The sequence below is a fragment of the Cryptosporangium arvum DSM 44712 genome (assembly GCF_000585375.1).
GTDB classification, from domain to species: domain Bacteria; phylum Actinomycetota; class Actinomycetes; order Mycobacteriales; family Cryptosporangiaceae; genus Cryptosporangium; species Cryptosporangium arvum.
The window spans coordinates 4453332-4475161 of the sequence record NZ_KK073874.1 but is presented as its reverse complement, the minus strand read 5'-3'; the positions used below and the strand labels follow the sequence as shown (position 1 = coordinate 4475161).

Below are 21830 nucleotides of genomic sequence, written 5' to 3'. Positions count from 1 at the left end.
GCCGAGGCCTCCCCCGTGGGGCTCGGGCACGCGCTGCTCCGTTCAGATGTCCAGTGCTCGACGCACCGCCGAGGCGTTCCGGCGGGAGACCGGGACCATGCCGTCCACGGCGTCGTCGTCCATGACCAGGAAGAGCTCACCTCCCCGCCGCCGCTCGACCTCGCGGATCCGGCCGAGGTTGACCACGTACCGGCGGTGCACGCGCAGGAACCCGGCCGGGGCCAGCTCGTCGCCGAGGCTGTCCAGGCTGGACGACGCCGAGCGCAGCCGGCCCTGGTCGGTGGAGAGCCAGACCTCGTTGCCCTCCGACTCGGCGAACGACACCTCCGGCAGCCGCAGCAGCACGGTGCGGTTCTCGCGGGTCGCGACCACCCGGCGGGGCAGATTCCGGGTCGACGGCTCGGCCGGGGGCTGCGGCTCCTCCGACCCGCCGAAGCACACGAGCATGCCGATCAGCTGGCTGGACAGGAAGACCGGGCGCAGGGTGATCGGCGTCGGCTCGTCGGTGAGATACGTGAACACCTGGGTGGAGCCGATGTAGTCGGGGTTGCGGGAGGCCTGCCGGGCGGCGTACCGGGCCGCGCCGATCAGCTCGGGCAGGCCGGGGGTCCACCGGACCGTGGGGTCGAGCGCGGGTACCCGGGCCGGCACCCCCATCAGCGCGCTCGCGGTCTCGTCGGCGATCACCACCTTGCCGGCTGTGTCCACCGCGGCCAGCGCCTCGGTGGAACCGGCCCGGGCCTGCGTGTACGCCGCGACCAGCTCGGCGGCGCTGTCGCGGGCCCGGCCGCGCAGCAGGCACTGCGTCTTGGTGGCCGCGTTGGCCAGCCAGCTGCCGGCCATCGCCGGGAGCTGGTTGCGGAAACAGGAGATGTTCAGCACCGCGATCGGCTCGCGGCTCACCACGTCACGCACGGCGACGCCGGCGCACACCCAGTCGTGGAAGGCCCGGCACCAGTGCTCGGCGCCGCGCACCAGCACCGGGCCGTGCGCCTCGAGCGCCATCCCCATGCCGTTCGTGCCCGCCGCCGCCTCCGACCAGCAGAACCAGGGCGCGAGGTTGGCCTGCTCGGCGCGCTCGACCGTCGCCGGGTCGCCCCACTCGGCGAGGATCCGGCCGGTCGCGTCGCAGATCGTCACGACCCCACCGGCCACGCTGACGTCGTGCGCCAGCGACGCCGCCCGGAAGCCGAGCTCGGCGAAGACGACGTCGTGCTCGGGGGTGTGGTCGATCTCCGCCACCGCGATCGGCGCCTCGGTGAGGTGCGGATCGACCCGGTACTGCTCCCGGCACCGGTGCCAGGAGATCGCCACTTCGGGTCTGACGCCCAGCACGTGGTCGTCACCCCGGATGAATTGTTCCCAGGCCGCGTACACGGATCCGTAGTGCATGGTGGTAGACCGCCTTTGGTCCGTCACCTTCAGTTTCGTCGCTGTAACAGAACTGCAGCCTCACTCTAGGTACGAATGTCGGGGCTGGCTACCTTTCGGTCGACCGTATGCAGAGTGGCTTCAGTCGAGAGTGGTCAGTGCGGCTGCGGCGGCTTCGGCCAGCCGCTCGACCCGTGTTCCTTGGGCCTCGACGTCCACTCCGTCCACACCCATCACTCCGGCCCGGTACCGGGCATAGACACCTTCGGCGATACACGCGAGCTTCCACAGCGCGAACGCCTGATACCAGGCGATGTCGGACACGTCGTAGCGCGTGGCGCGGTGGTACTCGGCGATCAGATCGGCGCGGCTCCAGAAGCCGGGATTCGCGGCCGGCGACTCGATCAGCTCCTCCTCGCCCGGTTCGCGCCAGGTGGCGGTCAGCCAGCCGAGGTCGGCCATCGTGTCACCGAGCGTAGCCAGCTCCCAGTCCAGGACCGCGTTGACCCGGCCGTCGGCGGCGAGCAGCACGTTGCCGGGACGGTAGTCGCCGTGCACGAGCCCGGTCCGGCGCTGCGGCGGGATCGCGGAGACGAGCCGGTCGTGCACCTCGTCCACCAGCGGCAGCTCGCGGGTGGACGCGGCGTGGAACTGGCGCTTCCAGCGGCGCAGCTGGCGGGCGCTGTAGTCGGCCCGGCGCCCCAGCTCGCCCAGGCCGGCCGCGTCGACGTCGACGTCGTGGATCGCCGCCAGCACGCCGACCAGGTCGCGGCAGGCCGGCCCGCGGGCGTCCGCGGGGTAGGCGGCGCCGTCGTCGTGGCCGGCCACCACGGTGCCCGGCACCAGGTCCATGACGTAGAACGGCGCGCCGAGCACGGTGGCGTCCCCGCACAGCCCGAACGAGTGCGGCACCGGCACCGCGGTCGGCTCGAGCGCGCGGATGACGCGGTGCTCGCGGCCGACGTCGTGGGCGCTCGGCAGCACGTGGCCCCGGGGCGGCCGGCGCAGCACGTAGGTGTCGTTCACGCGGTAGGTGAGGTTGGAGTGCCCCCCGGCGATCAGCGCGAGCTCGGGCTCGCCCTCCAGCGGGATGTCGTTCTCGGCGAACCAGCCGGCCAGTGCCGCTGACGTCATCGGGGCAGCCCTCCTACGACCTCGTCGAACTCTTTCAGCGTGCGGCGGAAGATCTCGGCGACCGGCAGGATCTCGTCCACCCGCCCGGCGACCTGGCCCAGCTGCGCCAGCGACGCCGCCAGGTCACCCTCGTGGTAGAGCGTCGTGACGTGGGCCAGCCGGGCGAACGCGTCGGGGTCCGGCAGGTCGAGCAGCGAGTCGACCAGGTCGGTGCGCAGGACCCGCATCGGGCGGCCGAGAGCGCCGTCGAGCAGCACGGTGTCGGTCTCGGTCGCGGCCAGCACGGCCTGTTTCAGGTTGTCGTGGACGGCCGACTCCGCCGAGGCGAGCATCCGCGTGCCCATCTGCGCGCCCTCCGCGCCCAGGCAGAACGCCGCGGCCAGCGAGCGCCCGTCGGCGACTCCCCCGGCCGCGATCACCGGCAGCCCGCAGCGCTGGGCCACCAGCGGCACCAGCACCATCGTGGACACCTCGCGGGGGTTCTTGAACCCGGCGCCCTCGTTGCCCTCGACGATCAGCCCGTCGACGCCGGCGTCGACCGCCTTGAGCGCGGCCCGCAACGAGGGGACCACGTGGTAGACGGTGAGCCCGGCGTCCTTGAGCAGCGGCGTGTACCGGGCCGGTGGGCCGGCCGAGGTCGTGACGAACCCGACCCGCTCCTCGACGATCATGTCGACGACCCGGGGGTCGCGGGCGACCAGGATCGGGACGTTGATCCCGAACGGCTTGTCGGTGAGGTCGCGGACGCGCCGGATGTCCCCGCGGACCTCCTCGAGCGGCAGCGAGCCGGGCACCAGCCCCATCCCGCCGGCGTTCGACACCGCCGCGACCAGCTCGGGCCGGGCTACCCAGCCCATCGGAGCCGACAGGATCGGCACGTCGACGCCCAGCGCCCGCGTCACGCGGTTCGAGAAGCCCATGCCGCCACGGTAGGGATTCCGCGCCCTGCGAACGGCGGTTCACTACAAGCCGATCTGTGGATATCGCCCGGAAGCGCTCCGAAATGGACCACAATCGACGTCACCTCACCGTCGAGGAGGTCACCATGCGGTTACCCGTGGTCATCGTTCTGCTCGCGGCGGCGCTGACGGCGGCCCCGGTCGCCGGCCCGGCGTCGGCGGCGCCACCGCGGTACCTCGACGCCGGGGCGCCGGTCGAGCAGCGGGTCGCCGACCTCCTGAAGCGCATGACGCTCGACGACAAGATCGGCCAGATGACGCAGGCCGAGCGGGCACCGGCCAGCGCCGACCCGTCGATGGTCACGAAGCTGCGCCTCGGTTCGGTGCTGTCCGGCGGAGGCTCCGCGCCCACCCCGAACACGCCGGCGGCCTGGGTGGAGACGGTCAACACGCTGCAGAAGGCCGCGCTGGCCACGCCGCTGAAGATCCCGCTGCTCTACGGCGTCGACGCCGTGCACGGTCACGGCCACCTGCTCGGGGCGACCGTGTTCCCGCACAACCTCGGGCTCGGCGCCACCCGCGACCGCGGCCTGGTGCGCGACGTCTACGCGGCGACCGCCGAGGAGACCGCGGCCAGCGGCGTGCCGTGGAACTTCTCGCCCTGCGTCTGCGTCACCCGCGACGAGCGCTGGGGGCGCACCTACGAGAGCTTCGGCGAGGACCCGTCGCTGGTCATCGAGATGGAGGGCGCGATCGACGCGCTGCAGGAGAACGGCGTGCTCGCCACCGCGAAGCACTTCGCGGGTGACGGCGACACCGAGTTCGGCACCGGCAACGGCGACTTCACGATCGACCAGGGCGTGACGGTCACCAGCCGGAAGGACTTCGCCCGCGTCGACCTGGCGCCGTTCGTCTCCGCGGTCCGCGAGCACCGCGTCGGGGCGGTCATGCCCTCGTTCTCCAGCGTCGACTGGACCGAGGACGGCGTCGGCAACCCGGTGAAGATGCACGCGAGCAAGGAACTGATCACCGGCTACCTCAAACACCGGCTCGGCTTCGACGGGCTCGTCGTCACCGACTGGGAAGGCATCCACCAGCTCCCCGACCCTTCGGTGCCGGCCACCGCGCCGCGCCCCACCCCGCTGCAGGTCCGCACCGGGGTCAACGCCGGCATCGACCTGTTCATGGAGCCCACCAGCGCGCCGCGGTTCGTCACGCTGCTCAAGGCCGAGGTCACCGCCGGGCGGGTGCCGATGGCCCGGATCGACGACGCGGTCCGGCGCGTCCTGCGCACGAAGTTCCGGCTCGGCCTGTTCGAGCACCCGTACGCCGAAGCCGGCGAGGTCGGCACCGCGGAGCACCGGGCGCTGGCCCGGGAGGCGGTGGCGAAGTCGCAGGTGCTGCTGAAGAACACCGGCCACGCGCTGCCGCTGCGCACCGACTCGCGTCTCTACGTGGCCGGGCGCAACGCCGACGACATCGGCAACCAGGCCGGCGGCTGGACCCTCGACTGGCAGGGCCGTTCCGGGCGGGACACGATCCCCGGCACCACGATCCTCGAGGGCATCCGCGCGGTGGCGCCGGATGTGACCTACAGCGCCGACGCATCGGCCCCGATCGGGAAGGACGACGTCGGCGTGGTCGTCGTCGGGGAGACCCCGTACGCCGAGGGCTTCGGCGACGTGGGCGCACCGCCCTGGCCGACCGGCACGGCGGCGCAGAAGGAGAAGAAGCTCCTCACGCTGCAGCCCGGCGACAAGAAGGTCGTCGACAAGGTCTGCGCGGCCACCGGCACCTGCGTGGTGCTGCTCGTCTCCGGGCGTCCGCAGGTCGTCACCGATCAACTGCCGGTGATGGACGCCCTGGTGGCGTCGTGGCTGCCCGGTAGCGAGGGAGCCGGGGTCGCCGACGTGCTCTTCGGGAAGCGCCCGTTCACCGGCCGGCTCCCGGTGACCTGGCCCCGCACCACGGCCCAGGTGCCGATCAACGTCGGCGACCGGAGCTACCACCCGCTCTTCCCCTACGGCTGGGGCATACGCACCTGACCGGCGGCGTTGCCCCCACGTGCAGCGAGTGAGCGTGGTGGTCGTCGGCGGGGGGCAGGCCGGGTTGTCGGCGGCCTACCACCTCCGGCGCAGGGGGATCGACTTCGTCGTGCTCGACGCGGAGGCCGCGCCGGGCGGGGCGTGGCAGCACCGGTGGGAGTCGCTGCGGATGGCGACGGTGAACGGCATCTTCGACCTGCCCGGCTTCCCGAAGTCGCCGATCGAGCCGGACGAGCCGAGCCGCACCGCGGTGCCGCGGTACTTCGCCGCGTTCGAGCGGGAGTTCGCGCTGCCGATCCGGCGGCCGGTGACGGTGACCGCCGTCCGCGACTCCGGCGCGACGCTCCTGGTCGAGACCGACCACGGCGCCTGGGAGGCCGACGCGCTGATCAACGCCACCGGCACCTGGACCAACCCGGTGCTCCCGCGCTACCCCGGGCACTTCGACGGCATCCAGCGGCACACCTCCGGCTACGTCCGCGCCGAGGACTTCGCCGGCCTGCGCGTCGCGGTGGTCGGCGGCGGGATCTCCGCGCTCCAGCAGCTCGAGGAGATCAGCCGGTTCGCGACGACGTTCTGGTACACGCGCCGGGAGCCGGTCTTCCGCTCGGGCGAGTTCGACCCCGAGGCCGGGCGCCGGACGATCGCGGCGGTCACGGCCGACGTCGAGGCCGGTGAGCCCAGCGGCAGCGTCGTCTCCTACACCGGGCTGACCTGGACGTCGTACGCACGGGCCGCCGAGGAGCGGGGCGTGCTGGAGCGCAGGCCGATGTTCACCGCGCTCGAGCCGGGCGGCGTCCGGGAGGCCGACGGCGGGTTCACCCCGGTGGACGCGATCCTCTGGGCCACCGGCTTCCGGGCCGCGCTCGCCCACCTCGACCCGCTGCACCTGCGCAACGAGCGCGGCGGCATCACGATGACCGGCACCCAGGTCGCCGGCGAGCCCCGCGTCCACCTGATCGGCTTCGGCCCCTCGCAGTCCACCGTCGGGGCGAACCGGGCCGGCCGCGACGCCGCCCGCGCCCTCGCGCAGTACCTCACGATCGCAGCGTGACCTGCTCCTTCGCCCAGCGGTAGTCGGCTTTCCCGGACGGCGACCGGACGATCTCCGGCACCCGGATCACGGCCTTCGGGAGCTTGTAGCGGGCGATGTGCCGGGCGCTCTCGGCGATCAGCTCCTCGTCGCTGACCGGCTCGTTCAGCTCGACGATCGCCACCACCTCGCTCCCCCACCGCGCGGAGGGCCGCCCGGCGACGATCACGTCGCGCACCGCCTCGTGGGCCAGCAGCGCCCGCTCGACCTCCTCGGCGAACACCTTCTCCCCGCCGGTGTTGATCGTCGCGCTGTCGCGCCCGAGCAGCCGCACCCGCCCGTCGGGCCGGAGCTCGGCCCGGTCGCCCGGCAGTGACCAGCGCACCCCGTCCACGACCGGGAACGTGCGCGCGGTCTTCTCCGCGTCCCCGTGGTAGCCGAGCGGGATCCGGCCCCGGCGGGCCAGCCACCCCTCGCCCTCGCCCGGCTTCAGCGTCCGGGTGAGCGTGTCGTCGATGACCGCGGTCTGTTCGTGCGCGTCGAACACCCCGGCCTCGGTCATCGCCCCGGACGCCGAGAGCGCGCTCATCTGGATCCCGGTCTCCGACGCCCCGCCCGCGTCGAGCAGCATGAGGTGCGGGAGCGCGCGCATCAGGCGCTCGCGCATGCCGGGCGAGAGCGGCGCGCCGCCGTTGGAGATCACCGCGAGGCCCGACAGGTCGTACGGCTGCCCGGCGGCGATCGCGCGCTCGATCTCCTCGACGACCGGCAGCACGACGGCGTCGCCGAGCACCGGCACCGAGACGACGCCCTCGGTGACGATCAGCCGCAGCGCCTCGGCCCCGGACAGGTGCCGGGTGTCGTCGAGCAGGATCACCGTCCCGCCGTTGGTGAACGTGTAGAACGCGCTCCACTGCGCGGCGCCGTGGATGAACGGCGGGATCATCAGCACCCGCTGGCCGCCCGGGTTCGCCGTCGCCGCGGCCGCGATCGCCTCGTAGGAGGGGTACGGGTCCGGCGAGCCGAACGGCGTGCCGCCCATCGCGGCGACGTAGATGTCGTCCTGCCTCCACATGACACCCTTCGGCATCCCGGTGGTGCCGCCGGTGTAGAGGATGAGCAGGTCGTCGCCGCTGGTCGCGGGCAGGTCGCCGGGCGTGCCGACGACCGAATCGTAGGCCACCGCCCCGTCCAGCAGCGCGTTGCCGCTGTCGTCGTCGACCTGGATCAGGACGTCCAGGGCAGGCAGCCGGTCGCGGATCTCGCGGACCTGGGGCGCGAACTGGGCGTGGTAGACCAGCGCCCGGGCGGCCGCGTCGGTGAGCAGGTAGAGCAGTTCCTCGGCCACGTACCGGTAGTTGACGTTGAACGGCGCGAGCCGCGCGCGGTGCCCGGCGACCATCGCCTCCACGTACTCGGGGCCGTTACGCAGGTACAGACCGACGTGGTCCTGCCCCGATTCGTGCCCGCGCAGCCCGGCACGCTCCCGCCGGGCGCCGAGCCCGCGCCCGGCCAGGTAGCGCGCGAGGCCGTCGGCGCGCTCGTTCAGCTCGCGGTAGGTGAGGCGGCGGTTTCGCCACACCACGGCCTCGGTGTCGGGAATGGAGTCGGCGACCGTCTGGAAGACCTGAGCCAGGTTGAAATCGACCACGGGCGTCTCCCGAAATAGTGGGGAAACCTCGGCGCAATTCTGTGATCGTAAGTGAACTGTCGTTCGCACGGTGGAGAACCGATGCCAAATCCGTATCTGGCCGGCGCGCACGCCCCGGTCTCCCGCGAGATCACGCTCACCGACCTGACGATCACCGGCGCGCTACCGGAGAGCCTCACCGGGCGGTACCTCCGCAACGGGCCCAACCCGATCGGCGAGATCGACCCGGAGACCTACTCCTGGTTCACCGGCGACGGCATGGTCCACGGCGTGCGGCTGCGTGCGGGACGCGCCGAGTGGTACCGCAACCGCTGGGTGCGCGGCCCGCTCGCCGCGTCGAAACTCGGGGAGGCGGAGCGGCCGGGTTCCGGCGAGGCGGGGATGGACCTCGCCGGGGCCAACACGAACGTGCTGGCCTACGCCGGGCGCACGCTCGCGCTCACCGAGGGCGGCATCACCAACCTCGAGCTCGACTACGACCTCGACACCGTCGGGCCGTGCGACTTCGACGGGACGCTGACCGGGGGCTACACCGCCCACCCCAAACGCGATCCCGCCACCGGTGAGCTGCATGCGGTGTCGTACTCGTTCGCCCGCGGCGACCAGGTGCAGTACTCGGTGATCGGCGTCGACGGCCGGGCCCGCCGCACGGTCGACGTCACGGTCGGCGGCCCGGTGATGATGCACGACTTCTCCCTGACCGAGAACTACGTCGTGCTCTACGACCTGCCGGTCACGTTCGACCTGGACCGGGCGATGTCCGGGGAGCCCGGCATCCCCTACAGCTGGAAACCCGGCTACCGGACGCGGATCGGCGTGCTCCCCCGCGAGGGCGGCGACGCCGACGTGCGCTGGTTCGACATCGAGGCGTGCTTCGTCTTCCACACGCTCAACGCCTACGAGTCCGGCGACCGGCTGGTGATCGACCTCGCCCGCCACCCCAAGCAGTTCGACGCCGACGACGAGGTCGACGGCACGATCAGCACCCTCGAGCGCTGGACCGTCGACCTGCGCGCCGGCACCGTCACGTGCACCGCACTCGACGACCGTCACCAGGAGTTCCCCCGCATCGACGAGCGGTTCGCCGGGCGCAGGCACCGCTACGGCTACACGATGGCGCTGACACCGGGCGCGTCCACGCTCAACACCACGCTGCTCCGGCAGGACCTGGTCAGCGGAGCCACCCGGAGCCGCGATTTCGGCCCCGGCACCGCGATCGGCGAGTTCGTGTTCGAGCCCGCGTCACCCGACGCCCCGGAGGGCCACGGCTACCTGCTGGGTTTCGTCTCCCGGCTGGCCGACGACACGACCGAGCTGGCGGTCCTCGACGCCGAGACCCTGGATCCGGTCGCGGCCGTCCACCTGCCGGTACGGATACCGACCGGGTTCCACGGGAACTGGCTACCCGATCTCTGACGCCGGGACCGGTTTGCCGTAGAGCCAGCCCTGCCCCAGGTCGCAGCCCTGGTCACGCAGCCAGTCGCGCTGCACGTCGGTCTCGACGCCCTCGGCCACGACCTTCAGGTCGAGGGCACCGGCCATCGCCAGCACCGCACGCACGATCGACTCGTTCGCGCCCTGCTCGCCCACCTCGGAGACGAACGACCGGTCCAGCTTCACGATGCCGACCGGCAGCCGGTTGAGGTAGCTGAGCGACGAGTAGCCGGTGCCGAAGTCGTCGACCGCGAGCGTGACGCCCAGCCCGCGCAGCTCGTCGAGCGTGGCGAGCGCGGTCTCCAGGTCCTCCATGACGCCGGACTCGGTGATCTCCAGCCAGAGCGCGTCGGGCGGGAGGCCGGTCTCGTCGAGCACGTCGCGCACGATCGCGACCAGTTCCCGGTCACGCAGCTGGCGCACCGAGATGTTCACCGAGATGTGCAGCGGCCGGTCGCCGGGGCCGCGCTCGGCCCGCCAGGTCGCGAGCTGGGTGGCCGCCTCACGCAGCAGCCAGGCGCCGGCGTCGACGATCAGGCCGGTCTCCTCGGCGATCGGGACGAACCGCAACGGCGAGATCAGGCCCAGCGTCGGGTGCCGCCAGCGCATCAGCGTCTCGTAGCCGTCCAGCTCGCCGGTCGACAGGTCGACGATCGGCTGATAGGTCGGGTAGAGCTCGCCGCGTTCGAGGGCGCCGCGCAGCTCCTGCTCGAGCGTCATCCGGTCGCGCACGTCGTCGCGCATCCGGGTGTCGAACCGGGCGTAGGTGTTGCGGCCGGTCGCCTTCGCCTCGTACATCGCGGTGTCGGCGTCGCGGATGAGCTCGAGGGCCTCGGCTCCGCTCACGGCGCTGGCCACCCCGATCGACGCGGAGGTCACGACCTCGCCGACCGAGAGCAGGAACGGACGGGAGAACAGGTCGAGCACCCGTCCCGCGGTCGCCTCGGCGAGCGTGCGGGCGGACGGGCCGGCCAGGACGACGACGAACTCGTCGCCGCCGGTCCGGCAGACCAGGTCGGTGCCGCGGAGGTTGGCCGAGAGCCGGCCGGCGACCGCGCAGAGCAGCTCGTCGCCGACCCGGTGGCCCCAGTGGTCGTTGATCATCTTGAAGCGGTCGAGGTCGATGAACAGGAGGCTGATCTCCTGGCCGTCGGCCACGGCCCGGTCGCCCCAGGTCGCGATCGTCTCGCTGAGCAGTTCCCGGTTGGGGAGATCGGTGAGCGCGTCGTGCGTGGCGCGGCGGCGGATCGCGTCCTCGGCCCGGGCCCGGGAGTTGTTCGACCGGACCACCCGGAACAGCAGCGCGAGGACGATCAGGCTGCAGAGCACCGCGCGCACCCACCGGTCGAGCGCCCCGCCGACCGGCTCGGCGGTCATGACCCCGATCGGGATCAGCAGCACCACCGCGATCACCACGGTCCGGGCCCGGGACAGGTCACGCACGACGATCTGCTGCGGCTCGGTGAGCGTGCGCATCGACGGGTGCAGGGTCGCGGCGCCGAAGAGCAGGAACGCGGCCGTGTAGAGGGCGTCGACGTAGTGGGCGGGCAGGTCGGCCAGGTTGCCGTCGCGGACGCTGTACAGGAAGTCGCCGCCGAACAGGCTCGCCGAACCGACGATGAGCAGCCACAGCGTCGGCGCGCGGACCCCACCGGCGAGGGCGAGCTGCGCGACGAGCACGACCAGCACGACATCGATGACCGGGAAGAACGAGTTGGCCAGCTGGATCAGCGGCAGCCCGGTCCGCTCGATCGAGGGCTGCACCAGGTACGTCCACGCCAGCAACGCCGAGGCGACGCCGACGAGCACCGCGTCGACCCAGGCGGGGTCGTCCTCGTCGGCCCGGCGCCGCCGCAGCAGACCCGCGAACGCGTACGCGCTCATCAGGTAGCCGGGGATGACCACGACGTTCGGGATCATCGCCATCGGCGTCGGCGGCGAGACGGCCGTCTCCGGAACGATGATCCGGATGGCGATCCCGGTGAGGAACAGCAGACCGGCGACGCACATGTGCTGCCAGGGCGCCCGGTCGCCGGGCCGGGCGACCCGGGCCGTGCCGAAGCCCAACGCCGCCAGCCCGACCAGGACGCCGGCCAGCCCCACCGGGCCTCGCAGCGGTTCGGGCCCGAACCCGACCACCAGCAGGCCGGCCGCGGCGGCGCCGGTCAGCGCCCACGACCCGGCACGGACGCCGCGCGGTGGGGCGCCCGGCCGCACCGGAAGCACGGAGCCGGTGCGCTCGGGCACGAGCACTCGGGTCACACCTGCACCGATCGGCACTTCGGGGGTCGGTCTTAGTCACCGCTGGATAGGGTCCGGCGATGCTGACGTTGTTCGCGGTGGCCGCCGGGCTCGAACTGATCGGCGTCGCGTTCGACGTCGCGGTGCTGCAGTGGGTCGCCAAACCGCTGCTCGCGCCCCTGCTGGCGATCTACCTGCTGCGGCGGCGGGGGTTCGGTCCGGTGGTCGTCGCGCTCGGGTTCGCCACCGCCGGGGACGTCGCTCTGCTGATCGACGACGAGCGGGCGTTCCTCGTCGGCATGGCGTTCTTCCTCGGGACGCAGGCGTGCCTGATCAGCGTGTTCACCCGGCGGGGACGGCTGCGGCGCGGGGCTCTGGCGGGGTACGCGGTGCTCTGGGCGGGCGCGAACGCCGCGCTGTGGGAGCGGCTGGGCGACCTGCGCGTGCCCGTGCTGGTCTACAGCCTGGCGCTGAGCGTCATGGCGGCCACCGCAGCGGGCATCTCCCGGCGGGTCGCGGCCGGGGGTGCGCTGTTCCTGGTGTCGGACTTCCTGATCGGGCTCGGGGCGGCCGACATCACGGTGCCGGGCCAGGACCTGCTGGTGATGGTGACCTACATCGCCGCGCTGGCGCTCATCGTCACCGGCTGGGCCCGCCTTGACCCCGACGCCGAATTAGGTAAGCCTCAGTCATGAGCATCATCGAGGCGTTGCGGACGGGGACCCGGGACCACCACCACCGCCTCGAGGAGCACCTCGACCTACCCGGCCGCATCCGGACGCCGGGCGACGCCGGTGCGGTGCTGGCCGCGTTCCTGGCCGCCTGGGAGCCGCTGGAGGCCTCGCTCGCCGCCACTCCCGGCTGGGGGTCGCTCGGTCTGCCCGCGGACCTCGGCACGTCCTCCCCGCTGCTCCGCGCCGACCTCGGCGCGGTGGGCGGCGCGGAGCTCCCCCCGGCGCCGAGCCCGCCGTTCGGCTCGCTCCCGGCCGCGGTCGGCGCCCGGTACGTGCTGCTCGGCAGCGCGCTGGGCGGGCAGGTGCTCGCGCCGGAGATCCGGCGGGTGCTCGGGCCGGGCGCCCCCGACGCGACCCGCTTCTTCCGGCGCGAGGGCCGCAACCCCGGCCGCGAGTGGCGTGACTTCCGGGTGGCGCTGGCCGCCCGCCCCTGGACCGCCGCCGAACGCGACGAGGCGGTCGCGTCCGCCCGCGCCACCTTCGACCACATCGCCACCACCGCGATCCGCTGCGGCATCACCCCGGGTCCGCCCACGGAGGCGGTGGCCTAGCGGATGACCTGGCAGTAGTGGGTCGTGGATCGGGCGTGGGCGGCCGTTGCTTCGCTGGATCCGGGTCGCGGGGATCGGGCCGGATACGTACCCGCTCGGTCCGGGTGATCGCGGACACGGCTTAGTGCCTAGGATCCGCCCTCCGCAACATTTGTCCTGCACGGTCCGGCCAGGTTGGGTGGAGGGCGGCTCGAGGCTGGACCGGTGGCCGCCGACCGGCCTTCGACCAGCGGCGCGATCGTGCTCCGGCTCTGATGACTTACCGGACGCCCGCTAGTGCGCTTCCCACTCGAGGGCAACGGTTTCTAGGGCGCGGGTGGCACTGTTTCTCGGCCCGACGACAGCCTGCACCGACCTCTTCCCGGGCCTACGCCGACTTCCCGGCGCTACCGCAGCCCGCGTAGGCCCGAGAACGCGTTCGAGCCCTCCGAAACTCGTCGGTGCCAGGCCGCGAACCCGCCCGGCATTCGTGGTCAGGGCACTACCGTGCCCGCTTCCGCGCCGCCCGCCTCCGCCCCGGCCCGCACCGCCGCCCCATGCCGCAGCGCGCTGCGCCGCGCCACCCCGTGCCGCGCCGCCCCGCCCCGCGCCGTGTCGTGTCGTGCCGCCCCGTGCCGGCCCGCCCCGCCCCATGCCGCCCCATGCCGCGAATGCCGTGCCGGGCCGCCCCATGCCGCGCGTGCCGTGCCGGGCCGCCCCATACCGCGCGTGCCGTGCCGGGCCGCCCCATGCCGCACCGCACTGCGCCGCCCCGCGCCGCACTGCGCCGCCCCGCACCGCGCCGCCCCGTGTCGTGTCGTGTCGTGTCGTGCCGCACCGTGCCGCGCGTGCCGTGCCGTGCCGGGCCGCCCCGCCCCGCGCCGCCCCGTGTCGTGTCGTGTCGTGCCGGACCGCCCCATGCCGTGCCGGGCCGCGCCGCCCCGCGCTGCGCCGTGCCGCGCCACCTCGTGCGGTGTCGCACCGCACCGTGCCGTGCCGCCCCCGTGCCGGCCGCCTCGCCCCGTGCCGTGCCGTGCCGCGTCCCGCGCCGTGCCATGCCGTGCTTCGGGCCATGCGACAGCGGGACCCGCCCCACGCCATGCTCCGTGCTCCGTGCTCCGTGCTCCGTGCTCCGTGCCTGCGCTCGCGCCCCGAGCTGCTGCGCCGGAAGAGCCCGCCGCGACCAGCTCGGCGGGCGGTCGTCCGCCGTCCTTCAACCCGCGGTCACATGAGCAACCCACCGTCGTCGAACGCTGCTTCAACCGGCTTGAACAGTTCCGCGTCCTGGCCACCCGAACTCATCCTCGCCGCGATCGCGCTCCGGTTCCGATGGCCGGCAGGACACTCGCCCGCCGAGGCGGTTCACGGAGAGGTCGTCGGGCGGGCTCGCTCCCGGCACCGCGTCAATAGCCATTCACCCGATGCGCGGCCAGGTCGCTGGCCGGACCACCATGATCCCGACCACCCCGTGCGTCGCGTCACCGTAGCCGCACCCACCCGTGCCCCACGCGGTCCGGCGATGAAGCCGGTGAGCACGATCGCACCGCCGCGACTAGGTGCGGGATCACGGCCCGCGCCGTAGCCCACCCCCGGTGAGGTTCACCCCGAGCACGTCGTCCCAGGCCGCCTGGTCCTCCTCGCCGGACGTCCCGCGGTACGCCACCGACGCGCAGAGCTCGACGCCCATGATCTCGACGCCCGAGGACGCGCGCCGGACCGCGGGACCGCACCCCTGACCACCGGCCGGGGCCCACCCGCCGCGACCGACCCTTCATCACCGGCCCGTGCGCCGGCGTCTCCGAGGCCCGATGCCGGGCCACGCCGGTTCGGCGTGGCACGACGACGTCCCGGGCACGGTGCCGGCCGGGAGCTAGTCGGCGTCGAGTTTCCGGAGCACGGGCAGAACGGTCTCGCCGAAGAGCAGCATGTCCTGGTCGTACTCCGGGAAGATCAGCATCAGCCCGTCGAGCTCGGCCTCGGTGACGATCGTGCGGATGTGCTCGACGACCGTGTCGGCGGAGCCGCTGACGTACGGCGTCTGGAACACGGCCGAGCCGGTCGCGCCCTCGGCCCAGGCGCGGGCCCGGTCCTCGGGGAAGCCCCAGGACTCACGCATCGCGGCGAGCGCCTCGCGGTCGAGGCCCTCGCTCCAGCGGCGTACCTTCTCGGCCGCGCCGGCGTCGGTCTCGTCCTGCACGACCATCAGCATCGAGTACGTCTTCACGTCCCGCCCGGCGTCGGCGGCCTTCCGGTGGACGTCGCGGGAGAAGTCGCGCATGTCCTCCAGCGAGTTCGCCGACAGGAACGCGCCGTCGGCGTACGCGGCTTGGAACGCCCGTCCGGCCGGGGACTGGCCGGCGCTGATGATCGTCGGGCGCACCTCGGGGTGCGGACGGGACTCGGCGTCACGCAGCGTGTAGAACTCGCCGTCGAGCGTGACGCTGTGCTCGGACCAGAGCCGCAGCACCGCCTCGGTCCACTCGGCGGTCATCCGGTAGCGATCCTCCTTCGAGAGGTCGCTCCACAGGTCGTACTGGACGAACTCCGCCGCATAGGCGCCGTTGACGATGTTCATCCCGGCGCGACCCCCGGAGATCTGCTGCAGCGTGGTGAACATCTTCGCGGCGATGCCCGGGTTGTGGACATTCGCGTGCACCGTCGCCCAGATCTTGACGCGCTCGGTGGCCTCGGCGAGCGCCGACATCATCGTTATCGACTCGAGGCTCTCGCCCCAGTGGTCGGTGGTGCCGCCGAACCCGCGCCACTTCGCCATCGACATGATGAAGTCGAGCCCGATGGCTTCCGCGTGCCTCGCGGCGCGCTTGTTGTAGGCGTAGGTGGCCTCCGGATGCGGAGCGGTGGTGGAGAGCATCCAGCCGCCGCTGCCGATCGGCAGGAAGATCCCGTACTCCTTGGCGGCCACGTCAGTCCCTTCGCCGAACCGGACAGCGGGCACATTACCTGGGCCGGGGACCGCGAGGTCCACAGAGGATCAGTGGCACCGGAGCGCTACCGTCTGTGCATGGCTAAGCGTCGGCGTCTGAAGACGGTTCTGTTCCTGACGGCACTGGGAGTGTCGGCGACCGCGGTCGCCGTGGTGGTGGCGCGCCGCCGGGAGGAGGCCGAGCTGCGCGAGAGCGGCGTCCTCCCGCTGGAGTACGGCGCCGAGCCGGTCCTCGACGCGGTGACCACCGAGCGTTAGCAGGGGCGGGGCTCGGGTCAGCGGCCCGAGCCCCGCCAGGCGGGCCGCAGCGCCGGGGAGAAGGTGCTGAACGGCCGGCCTCCGCGCGTGAGCGTAGGCGTGCGAAGGGTCACAGCCGTTACGAAGCAAAGGTCCCATTGCGACGCATGTGCTTACTCTGAACGCCTTCGACGGGATTCGACGCGGAATCCGAGGAGGCGCCTGTGTGGGACACCGAGCGTTATCCCCTGCACGAACCCGGCAGTGCGAGCTGGCGGGACGTCATCAGCACGGTCCACGCCGAGCTCGCCGCGCACGGCTGCAGCGTGCTCCCCGATTTCGTCCGGCCGGAGCTGCACGAGACCCTGCGGGCCGAGGGCGCGTCGGTGGCGCCGCTCGCCCACTACGACGTCGAGACGGTGAACGTCTACAACATCGCGCTCGACGAGTCGCTGCCCGCCGACCACCCGGCGCGCATCCCGATGCGCCGGGAGAACGCGTTCACCGCCCGCGACCTGATCCCGCCCGACGCGCTCATCCAGCGCCTCTACACCGACGCGGACTTCCAGCGCTTCCTCGCGGCCTGCTTCGGCAAGCCGCGGATCCACGAGCTCGCGGACCCGCTGGCCGGGTTGTGCCTGAACGTGGTGGCGCCCGGCCGGGGCCATCCGTGGCACTTCGACACCAACGAGTTCGCGGTCAGCCTGCTCACCCAGGCACCGGAGGGCGGCGGCGTGTTCGAGTACTGCCCGGAGATCCGCACCGCCCGGGCCGAGAACTTCGGCGACGTGCGCGCGGTCATCGAGGGCCGCGGGCGGCCGCCGCGCCGGCTCACGCTGCGCCCCGGGGACCTGCAGCTGTTCCGCGGGCGGTTCGCGATGCACCGGGTGACCACGGTGACCGGCACCCGGCCACGGCACACCGCGATCTTCTCCTACACCGAGCGTCCCGGGGTCATCGGCAGCGCGGCGCGCACCCGGCAGCTCTTCGGCCGCACGCTGGCCGCCCACGAGGCCGGCGCGACCGTCCGCGGTGACCAGTTACTCGACTGAGAGGCCTCCGCTGGTGACGAGCGACGAGACCGGCAAAGTTTCCTTCGACCACATCTACTCGCGTCCCGACCCGCGGCCGTTCTTCCGGACGCTGCGCGAGTTCGAGTACGGCATCCCGGGCGTGGCCGCGCCGCGGTTCGCCCGCCTGTTTGCCGAGTACCGCGCCGCGCGGGACGTCGCCACCCCGAGGGTGCTCGACCTGGGGTGCTCGTACGGCGTCAACGCCGCTCTGCTGCGCTGCGACGTCACGCTCGCCGAGCTGTATGACCGATACACCGCGGTCGGCGGGACCCGCGCCGCGCTGCTGGCCGCCGACCGGGCGCTCGTGCGGTCGCGTCCCCGGCCGGAGCGGGCCTGGTTCACCGGACTGGACCCGTCCGCCCCGGCGCTCGAGTACGCGGTCGCCGCCGGTTTCCTCGACGACGCGGTCCACGCCGACCTGGAGGCCGGTGAACCGGAGGAGGCGCAGCGGGCCCGGATCGCCGGCACCGACCTGGTGATCTCCACCGGCTGCATCGGCTACGTGACCGAGAAGACGCTGCTGCGGATCGTCGACGCGGCCGGGGACCGTCGGCCGTGGATGGCGCACTACTGCCTGCGGATGTTCCCCTACGATGCGATCGCCGGTCACCTCGACGACCTCGGGTACGACACGGCGCCGATCGGCGAACCGGTCCGGCAGCGGAGGTTCGCCACCGCCGACGAGCGGTCGTCCGTCCTGGACCGCCTGTCCGAGCTGGGCGTCGACCCAGCCGGCCGGGAGACCGACGGTTGGTTCTACGCCCAGCTGCACATCTCGCGCCCCCGGAGAGAGCCGTGACCCGCACCTTCGCCAACGAGGATCACCTCCCCCGCTCGCCGTTGCCCACGCTGGAGGACAGCTGCGCCCGGTTCCTGGACTGGTGCGCGCCGCTGCTGACCGCGGAGCAGCGCGCGGCCACCGAGGCGTCGGTGACCGAGTTCCTGGGCGGCTCCGGGCGCACGCTCCACGCCGCGCTGGAGAAGTACGACGCGAGCGAAGGCGTGCACAGCTGGCTGGACACCTTCTGGCCCTACCGCTACCTGGGCCGGCGCGACCGCATCGCGCTCAACGCCAACTTCTTCTTCCTCTTCCGCGACGCCCCGCTCGGCCAGGTGGAGCGGGCGACCGCGCTCATCGCCGGAGCCCTGGCGTTCAAACAGGCGGTCGACGCCGAGGAGCTGCCACCCGCGGTCGTGCGTGGGGTGCCGCAGACCATGGAGCAGAACAAGTACCTGTTCTCGACCACGCGGATCCCCGGCGCGGTGCAGGACACCGTCCGCGGGCCGTACGGCAAGGGGTGGGACGGCCCGTCCACGGCCCGGCACATCCTGGTGCTCCACCGCGGCACGATCTACCGGCTCGACGTCGTCGGGCACACCCTGGACGAGATCGCCGCCGGTCTGCGCGCGGTGCTGGCCGGCGGGCGGCGGACCGAGTACCCGGTCGGGCACCTCACGACGAAGGCCCGCGCCGAGTGGGCGGCCGACCGGCGGGCCCTGGACCCGGCGTTGCTGGACGAGGTCGAGAGCGCGTTGTTCTGCGTCTGCCTGGAGGACCTGACGCCGGCCTCCGATCTGGAGGCGGCCGACCAGCTGCTGCACGGCGACAGCGGCAACCGCTGGTTCGACAAAGCGGTGTCGTTCGTCGTGTTCGCCGACGGCCGGGCCGGGATCAACGTCGAGCACTGCGAGCTCGACGGCACCACGATCCTCGGGTTCACCGACTTCGTGCTGAGCTACGCGCCGGACGACTACGCGGAGACGCCGCAGGGGGTCCCGGTCGCGCGTCCGCTCGAGTTCGCGCTGGACGACGCGCAGCGCGCGGCGGTGCGCGACGCGGCGGCCTCGTTCGCCGACTACGCCGCGGCCACCGCGACGACCGTGCTGACGTTCACCGACTTCGGCTCCGACCGGGCCAAGAGCCTGCGGATGTCGCCGGACGCGTTCCTGCAGATGACCTATCAGCTGGCCCATCGGCGCGCGAAGGGCGTCACCGGGGCCACCTACGAGTCGATCGGCACCCGGCAGTACCAGTGGGGCCGCACCGAGGCCATGCGGGTGGTCACCCCGGAGGCCGTGGCGTTCGTCGACACGATGGAGGATCCGGCCGCCGGGGACGCCCGGAAGCGCGACGCGTTCCGTGCGGCGGCCGAGGCCCACGTGCGGCGGGCGACGGAGTGCCGGCTCGGGCGGGCCCCGGAGCAGCACCTCTGGGAGCTGCAGCTGATCCAGCGGCGGCGCGGCGCCGAGCTCGGCGTCGACACCGAGCCCGCCCTGTTCTCCACGCCCGGCTGGCTGATCATGCGCGACGACTACCTGAGCACGAGCTCGGCTCCGTCGACGTCGATCGACTACTTCGGGTTCGGGTCGACGAGCAGCACGTGCATCGGCGTCGGCTACGTGCTGCTGCCGGACCGGGTGGCGATCCACCTCAGCACGCCTCGCGCGGTGGAGGACGGCATGGCCGCGTTCGCCGCGCAGCTCGGCGTCGCGGTGCGTGAACTCACCGCGCTACTCGAGGGTTAGCGCGAGCACGCCGGTGTCGGTGGCGACCAGAAGGAGCGGGCCGGTGGCGTGGAGGGCGCGCGGGGGCGCGTCCAGGTCGACGAGCGTGACGCCGCCGGTCGACGGGGTCCAGAGGCGCAGGGTCGCGTCGGCCGCGCTCGCGGTGGCGACGACGAGCGGGCCGGCGGTGGTGGTCACGGCCGCGACGGCGACGACCCCGGTGTGGCCGGGGTCGGGAGGGAGCGGGTCGCCCAGGCGGACGCCGAACGTCGTCCAGAGCGAGACCAGGCCGCCGGCGTCGGCGAGCAGGATCCCGCCGGGCGCGCCGGTCACGTCGACGAGCGACTCGTGGCCGAGCGCGGCGAGCCGGGTGGCCGGGGGCGCCATCGAGGAGCGCCGGCCGGTGACCGCAGCGGAGCTCCAGACGTCGACGGTGAGCGCACCGGAGAGCGTGACGACCTGGTCGCCGAACGAGCGGTCGGGCACCGACGTCATCGCGCCGATCCCGTCGGTGCGGTAGAGCTCGCCGAGCGGCTCGGCGGTGAGCGGGTCCCACAGCCGCACCGCACCGTCCTCCTCGCCGGTGACCAGCACGGTCCGGCCGTCGCGCAGCCCGGCCAGCCACCCGGGGTCCTCCGGGTGGCGTCCGTGCGTGGGGGCGGGGATCACGGCCGGGGCCAGCGCCCGGACCGCGGCCGGCCGCGCGGGCAGGGGGTCGCCGGTCAGCGCGTCCCAGCGGTGGAGCCGGTCACCGCCGGCGACGACGTAGGTGCGGCCGTCGGGTGCCGTCACCACCGCCGAGGAGCGCACGGCTCCCCCGGCCGCGACCGGCAGCGGCGCCCCGGTCCCCAGGTCCCAGCGGTGCAGACCCGACGGTCCGACACCGGCCACGATCGACTGCCCGGTCGGCAGCGTCGCCACCGTGAGCGTGTCCACCGGGCCGGTCGACGCGCGCCACCGGGTCGCGACGGTCGGTCCGGCCACGACCGGCCACCCGCCCGGCGCCGGGCGGAACCCGCCGGCGTCGGCGAACGTCGCCGGGTCGAGCCCGTCGGGGACGATCGGCTCGGCGAACTCGTCCTCCGCGATCAGGTCCCCGATCGAGTACACGTCCTGGCAGCTCACGCACTGGTAGTGCCCGGCGAGCCGGGTGATCGTGCGGGCCCAGGCGACGTCGCCGCGCAGCGCCACCATCGCCGCGATCAGGCACCAGACCGCGGCCGGCGGCGCCGTCTCCGGCACACCGGCCCGGGCGACCGCGACCGCGACCCGGGCGAAACCGTCCCAGCCGGGGCCGAACAGGTCGGGCGCGGCCTCGATCTCGTCGGCCAGCGACGCCCAGCCCGGCACGTCGCGGGCGTCCGCACGCAGGTCCGGAACCGCCGGCGGCGCGCCGGGCGGCCCGAGCGGATCGCCGAACCCGTCCACCTCGTCCTGTTCCTCGCAGGTCGGGCAGGTCAGCGTCACGTACCCCTCGCCGGGCGAGAGGAACGACCACATCGCGCCGCCGCTCGGGTGCCCGGCGAGCGTCACGCACGCGAGCGCGAAGTAACTGTCGCCGAGGCCGGCGCGTTCGCGGAACAGCTCGAGCGCGCCGGCCTCGGCCACCGCGAGCGCCGCGGTCAGGCTCTCCTGGAGGCCGTCGGCGACCGGGCCCTCGTAGTAGTCCGCTCCCGCGGTGACCCAGAAGCCGATCTCGGTCCAGAGTTCGGCGCGTTCCTCGACCGACAGCGCGGGCGCCAGGTCGACCAGGTGCGGGATCGCGGCCGACGTGATGTCGTACACGGTTCCCTGGTGCAGCAGCTCGGACCGGAGCTCGTCCCACGACTCGCCGAGCTGCCGCCGGGTCAGCACCTCACGGAGTGCGTCGAGCGCCTGTTCGGTCGAGAACGAGGCATCGAACTCGAGCCAGAGCGGACTGTCGAGCGGCAACTTCGCGAGCATGCCGCACCCTACCGAACGCCGTACATAGTGGATCCGGGGACCGATTCACCAGACC

The 21830-nt window shown here is 73.2% G+C and carries 17 protein-coding genes; 9 read left to right on the top strand and 8 right to left on the bottom strand.

Going from position 1 to position 21830, the window contains the following annotated elements:
- Nucleotides 1-42: 42 nt before the first annotated feature.
- The 3 genes from CRYAR_RS20075 to CRYAR_RS20065 all read right to left on the bottom strand — a co-directional run bounded on the left by CRYAR_RS20075 (nucleotide 43) and on the right by CRYAR_RS20065 (nucleotide 3425).
- The gene (locus CRYAR_RS20075) at nucleotides 43-1392 is read right to left on the bottom strand and encodes a DNA-binding protein (RefSeq protein WP_051570701.1); all 1350 of its coding nucleotides are present in this window, start codon (nucleotides 1390-1392) and stop codon (nucleotides 43-45) included.
- 120 nt (nucleotides 1393-1512) lie between these two features.
- Nucleotides 1513-2505 carry a phosphotransferase family protein gene (locus tag CRYAR_RS20070; RefSeq protein WP_035852962.1) on the bottom strand — a complete coding sequence of 331 codons (993 nt, stop codon included), beginning with the start codon at nucleotides 2503-2505 and terminating at the stop codon, nucleotides 1513-1515.
- Nucleotides 2502-3425, bottom strand: coding sequence for an NAD(P)H-dependent flavin oxidoreductase (locus CRYAR_RS20065; RefSeq protein WP_035852960.1), 924 nt, complete (start codon nucleotides 3423-3425; stop codon nucleotides 2502-2504). The genes CRYAR_RS20070 and CRYAR_RS20065 overlap by 4 nt, the downstream gene beginning before the upstream one ends.
- A 125-nt stretch (nucleotides 3426-3550) precedes the next feature.
- On the opposite strand from CRYAR_RS20065, the gene CRYAR_RS20060 reads away from it, so the two are divergent.
- Together CRYAR_RS20060 and CRYAR_RS20055 are read left to right on the top strand one after the other, a co-directional pair.
- Nucleotides 3551-5449 (top strand): glycoside hydrolase family 3 protein, encoded by a 1899-nt coding sequence (locus CRYAR_RS20060; RefSeq protein WP_035865296.1) that lies wholly within the window; start codon nucleotides 3551-3553, stop codon nucleotides 5447-5449.
- Between the two features lie 19 nt (nucleotides 5450-5468).
- On the top strand, nucleotides 5469-6503 hold the full coding sequence (locus CRYAR_RS20055; RefSeq protein WP_035852958.1) for an FAD-dependent oxidoreductase: 1035 nt from the start codon (nucleotides 5469-5471) through the stop codon (nucleotides 6501-6503).
- Here the strand turns inward: CRYAR_RS20055 and CRYAR_RS20050 are convergent.
- Nucleotides 6487-8133 (bottom strand): acyl-CoA synthetase, encoded by a 1647-nt coding sequence (locus CRYAR_RS20050; RefSeq protein WP_035852954.1) that lies wholly within the window; start codon nucleotides 8131-8133, stop codon nucleotides 6487-6489. The genes CRYAR_RS20055 and CRYAR_RS20050 overlap by 17 nt on opposite strands.
- 81 nt (nucleotides 8134-8214) lie before the next feature.
- On the opposite strand from CRYAR_RS20050, the gene CRYAR_RS20045 reads away from it, so the two are divergent.
- Nucleotides 8215-9549, top strand: a complete 1335-nt coding sequence (locus CRYAR_RS20045) for a carotenoid oxygenase family protein (protein WP_035852952.1) — start codon at nucleotides 8215-8217, stop codon at nucleotides 9547-9549.
- Here CRYAR_RS20045 and CRYAR_RS20040 read toward each other — a convergent pair.
- Nucleotides 9535-11829, bottom strand: coding sequence for a putative bifunctional diguanylate cyclase/phosphodiesterase (locus tag CRYAR_RS20040; RefSeq protein WP_211247548.1), 2295 nt, complete (start codon nucleotides 11827-11829; stop codon nucleotides 9535-9537). The genes CRYAR_RS20045 and CRYAR_RS20040 overlap by 15 nt on opposite strands.
- Before the next feature lie 59 nt (nucleotides 11830-11888).
- Between CRYAR_RS20040 and CRYAR_RS20035 the strand changes: the two genes are divergently transcribed.
- Together CRYAR_RS20035 and CRYAR_RS43350 are read left to right on the top strand one after the other, a co-directional pair.
- Nucleotides 11889-12503 (top strand): lysoplasmalogenase, encoded by a 615-nt coding sequence (locus CRYAR_RS20035; RefSeq protein ID WP_035852949.1) that lies wholly within the window; start codon nucleotides 11889-11891, stop codon nucleotides 12501-12503.
- Nucleotides 12500-13093, top strand: a complete 594-nt coding sequence (locus tag CRYAR_RS43350; RefSeq protein WP_051570700.1) for a biliverdin-producing heme oxygenase — start codon at nucleotides 12500-12502, stop codon at nucleotides 13091-13093. The genes CRYAR_RS20035 and CRYAR_RS43350 overlap by 4 nt, the downstream gene beginning before the upstream one ends.
- A gap of 1543 nt (nucleotides 13094-14636) precedes the next feature.
- Here the strand turns inward: CRYAR_RS43350 and CRYAR_RS50255 are convergent.
- The gene (locus CRYAR_RS50255) at nucleotides 14637-14759 is read right to left on the bottom strand and encodes a hypothetical protein (RefSeq protein WP_281174612.1); all 123 of its coding nucleotides are present in this window, start codon (nucleotides 14757-14759) and stop codon (nucleotides 14637-14639) included.
- A gap of 183 nt (nucleotides 14760-14942) precedes the next feature.
- Complete coding sequence (locus tag CRYAR_RS20025) at nucleotides 14943-15995, bottom strand: LLM class flavin-dependent oxidoreductase (protein ID WP_035852948.1); 1053 nt, start codon at nucleotides 15993-15995, stop codon at nucleotides 14943-14945.
- A gap of 99 nt (nucleotides 15996-16094) precedes the next feature.
- Between CRYAR_RS20025 and CRYAR_RS20020 the strand changes: the two genes are divergently transcribed.
- The 4 genes from CRYAR_RS20020 (at nucleotide 16095) to CRYAR_RS20005 (ending at nucleotide 19852) form a co-directional block, all read left to right on the top strand.
- Complete coding sequence (locus CRYAR_RS20020; RefSeq protein WP_035852945.1) at nucleotides 16095-16274, top strand: hypothetical protein; 180 nt, start codon at nucleotides 16095-16097, stop codon at nucleotides 16272-16274.
- A 203-nt stretch (nucleotides 16275-16477) separates the two neighbouring features.
- Nucleotides 16478-17305, top strand: a complete 828-nt coding sequence (locus CRYAR_RS20015; protein WP_035852938.1) for a HalD/BesD family halogenase — start codon at nucleotides 16478-16480, stop codon at nucleotides 17303-17305.
- Between the two features lie 13 nt (nucleotides 17306-17318).
- Complete coding sequence (locus CRYAR_RS20010; protein ID WP_035852935.1) at nucleotides 17319-18125, top strand: class I SAM-dependent methyltransferase; 807 nt, start codon at nucleotides 17319-17321, stop codon at nucleotides 18123-18125.
- Nucleotides 18122-19852 carry a choline/carnitine O-acyltransferase gene (locus CRYAR_RS20005; protein ID WP_035852932.1) on the top strand — a complete coding sequence of 577 codons (1731 nt, stop codon included), beginning with the start codon at nucleotides 18122-18124 and terminating at the stop codon, nucleotides 19850-19852. Before CRYAR_RS20010 ends, CRYAR_RS20005 begins: the two co-directional genes overlap by 4 nt.
- On the opposite strand, the gene CRYAR_RS20000 is transcribed toward CRYAR_RS20005, so the two are convergent.
- Nucleotides 19838-21775 (bottom strand): WD40 repeat domain-containing protein, encoded by a 1938-nt coding sequence (locus CRYAR_RS20000; RefSeq protein WP_035852927.1) that lies wholly within the window; start codon nucleotides 21773-21775, stop codon nucleotides 19838-19840. The two genes, CRYAR_RS20005 and CRYAR_RS20000, sit on opposite strands and share 15 nt — an antisense overlap.
- Nucleotides 21776-21830 lie beyond the last annotated feature (55 nt).

Coding starts and splice junctions, on each gene's coding strand:
- CRYAR_RS20075 (WP_051570701.1), bottom strand. CDS start 1,392: ATGCACTACGGATCCGTGTACGCGGCCTGGGAACAATTCATCCGGGGT.
- CRYAR_RS20070 (WP_035852962.1), bottom strand. CDS start 2,505: ATGACGTCAGCGGCACTGGCCGGCTGGTTCGCCGAGAACGACATCCCG.
- CRYAR_RS20065 (WP_035852960.1), bottom strand. CDS start 3,425: ATGGGCTTCTCGAACCGCGTGACGCGGGCGCTGGGCGTCGACGTGCCG.
- CRYAR_RS20060 (WP_035865296.1), top strand. CDS start 3,551: ATGCGGTTACCCGTGGTCATCGTTCTGCTCGCGGCGGCGCTGACGGCG.
- CRYAR_RS20045 (WP_035852952.1), top strand. CDS start 8,215: ATGCCAAATCCGTATCTGGCCGGCGCGCACGCCCCGGTCTCCCGCGAG.
- CRYAR_RS20035 (WP_035852949.1), top strand. CDS start 11,889: ATGCTGACGTTGTTCGCGGTGGCCGCCGGGCTCGAACTGATCGGCGTC.
- CRYAR_RS43350 (WP_051570700.1), top strand. CDS start 12,500: ATGAGCATCATCGAGGCGTTGCGGACGGGGACCCGGGACCACCACCAC.
- CRYAR_RS50255 (WP_281174612.1), bottom strand. CDS start 14,759: ATGGGCGTCGAGCTCTGCGCGTCGGTGGCGTACCGCGGGACGTCCGGC.
- CRYAR_RS20020 (WP_035852945.1), top strand. CDS start 16,095: ATGGCTAAGCGTCGGCGTCTGAAGACGGTTCTGTTCCTGACGGCACTG.
- CRYAR_RS20000 (WP_035852927.1), bottom strand. CDS start 21,775: ATGCTCGCGAAGTTGCCGCTCGACAGTCCGCTCTGGCTCGAGTTCGAT.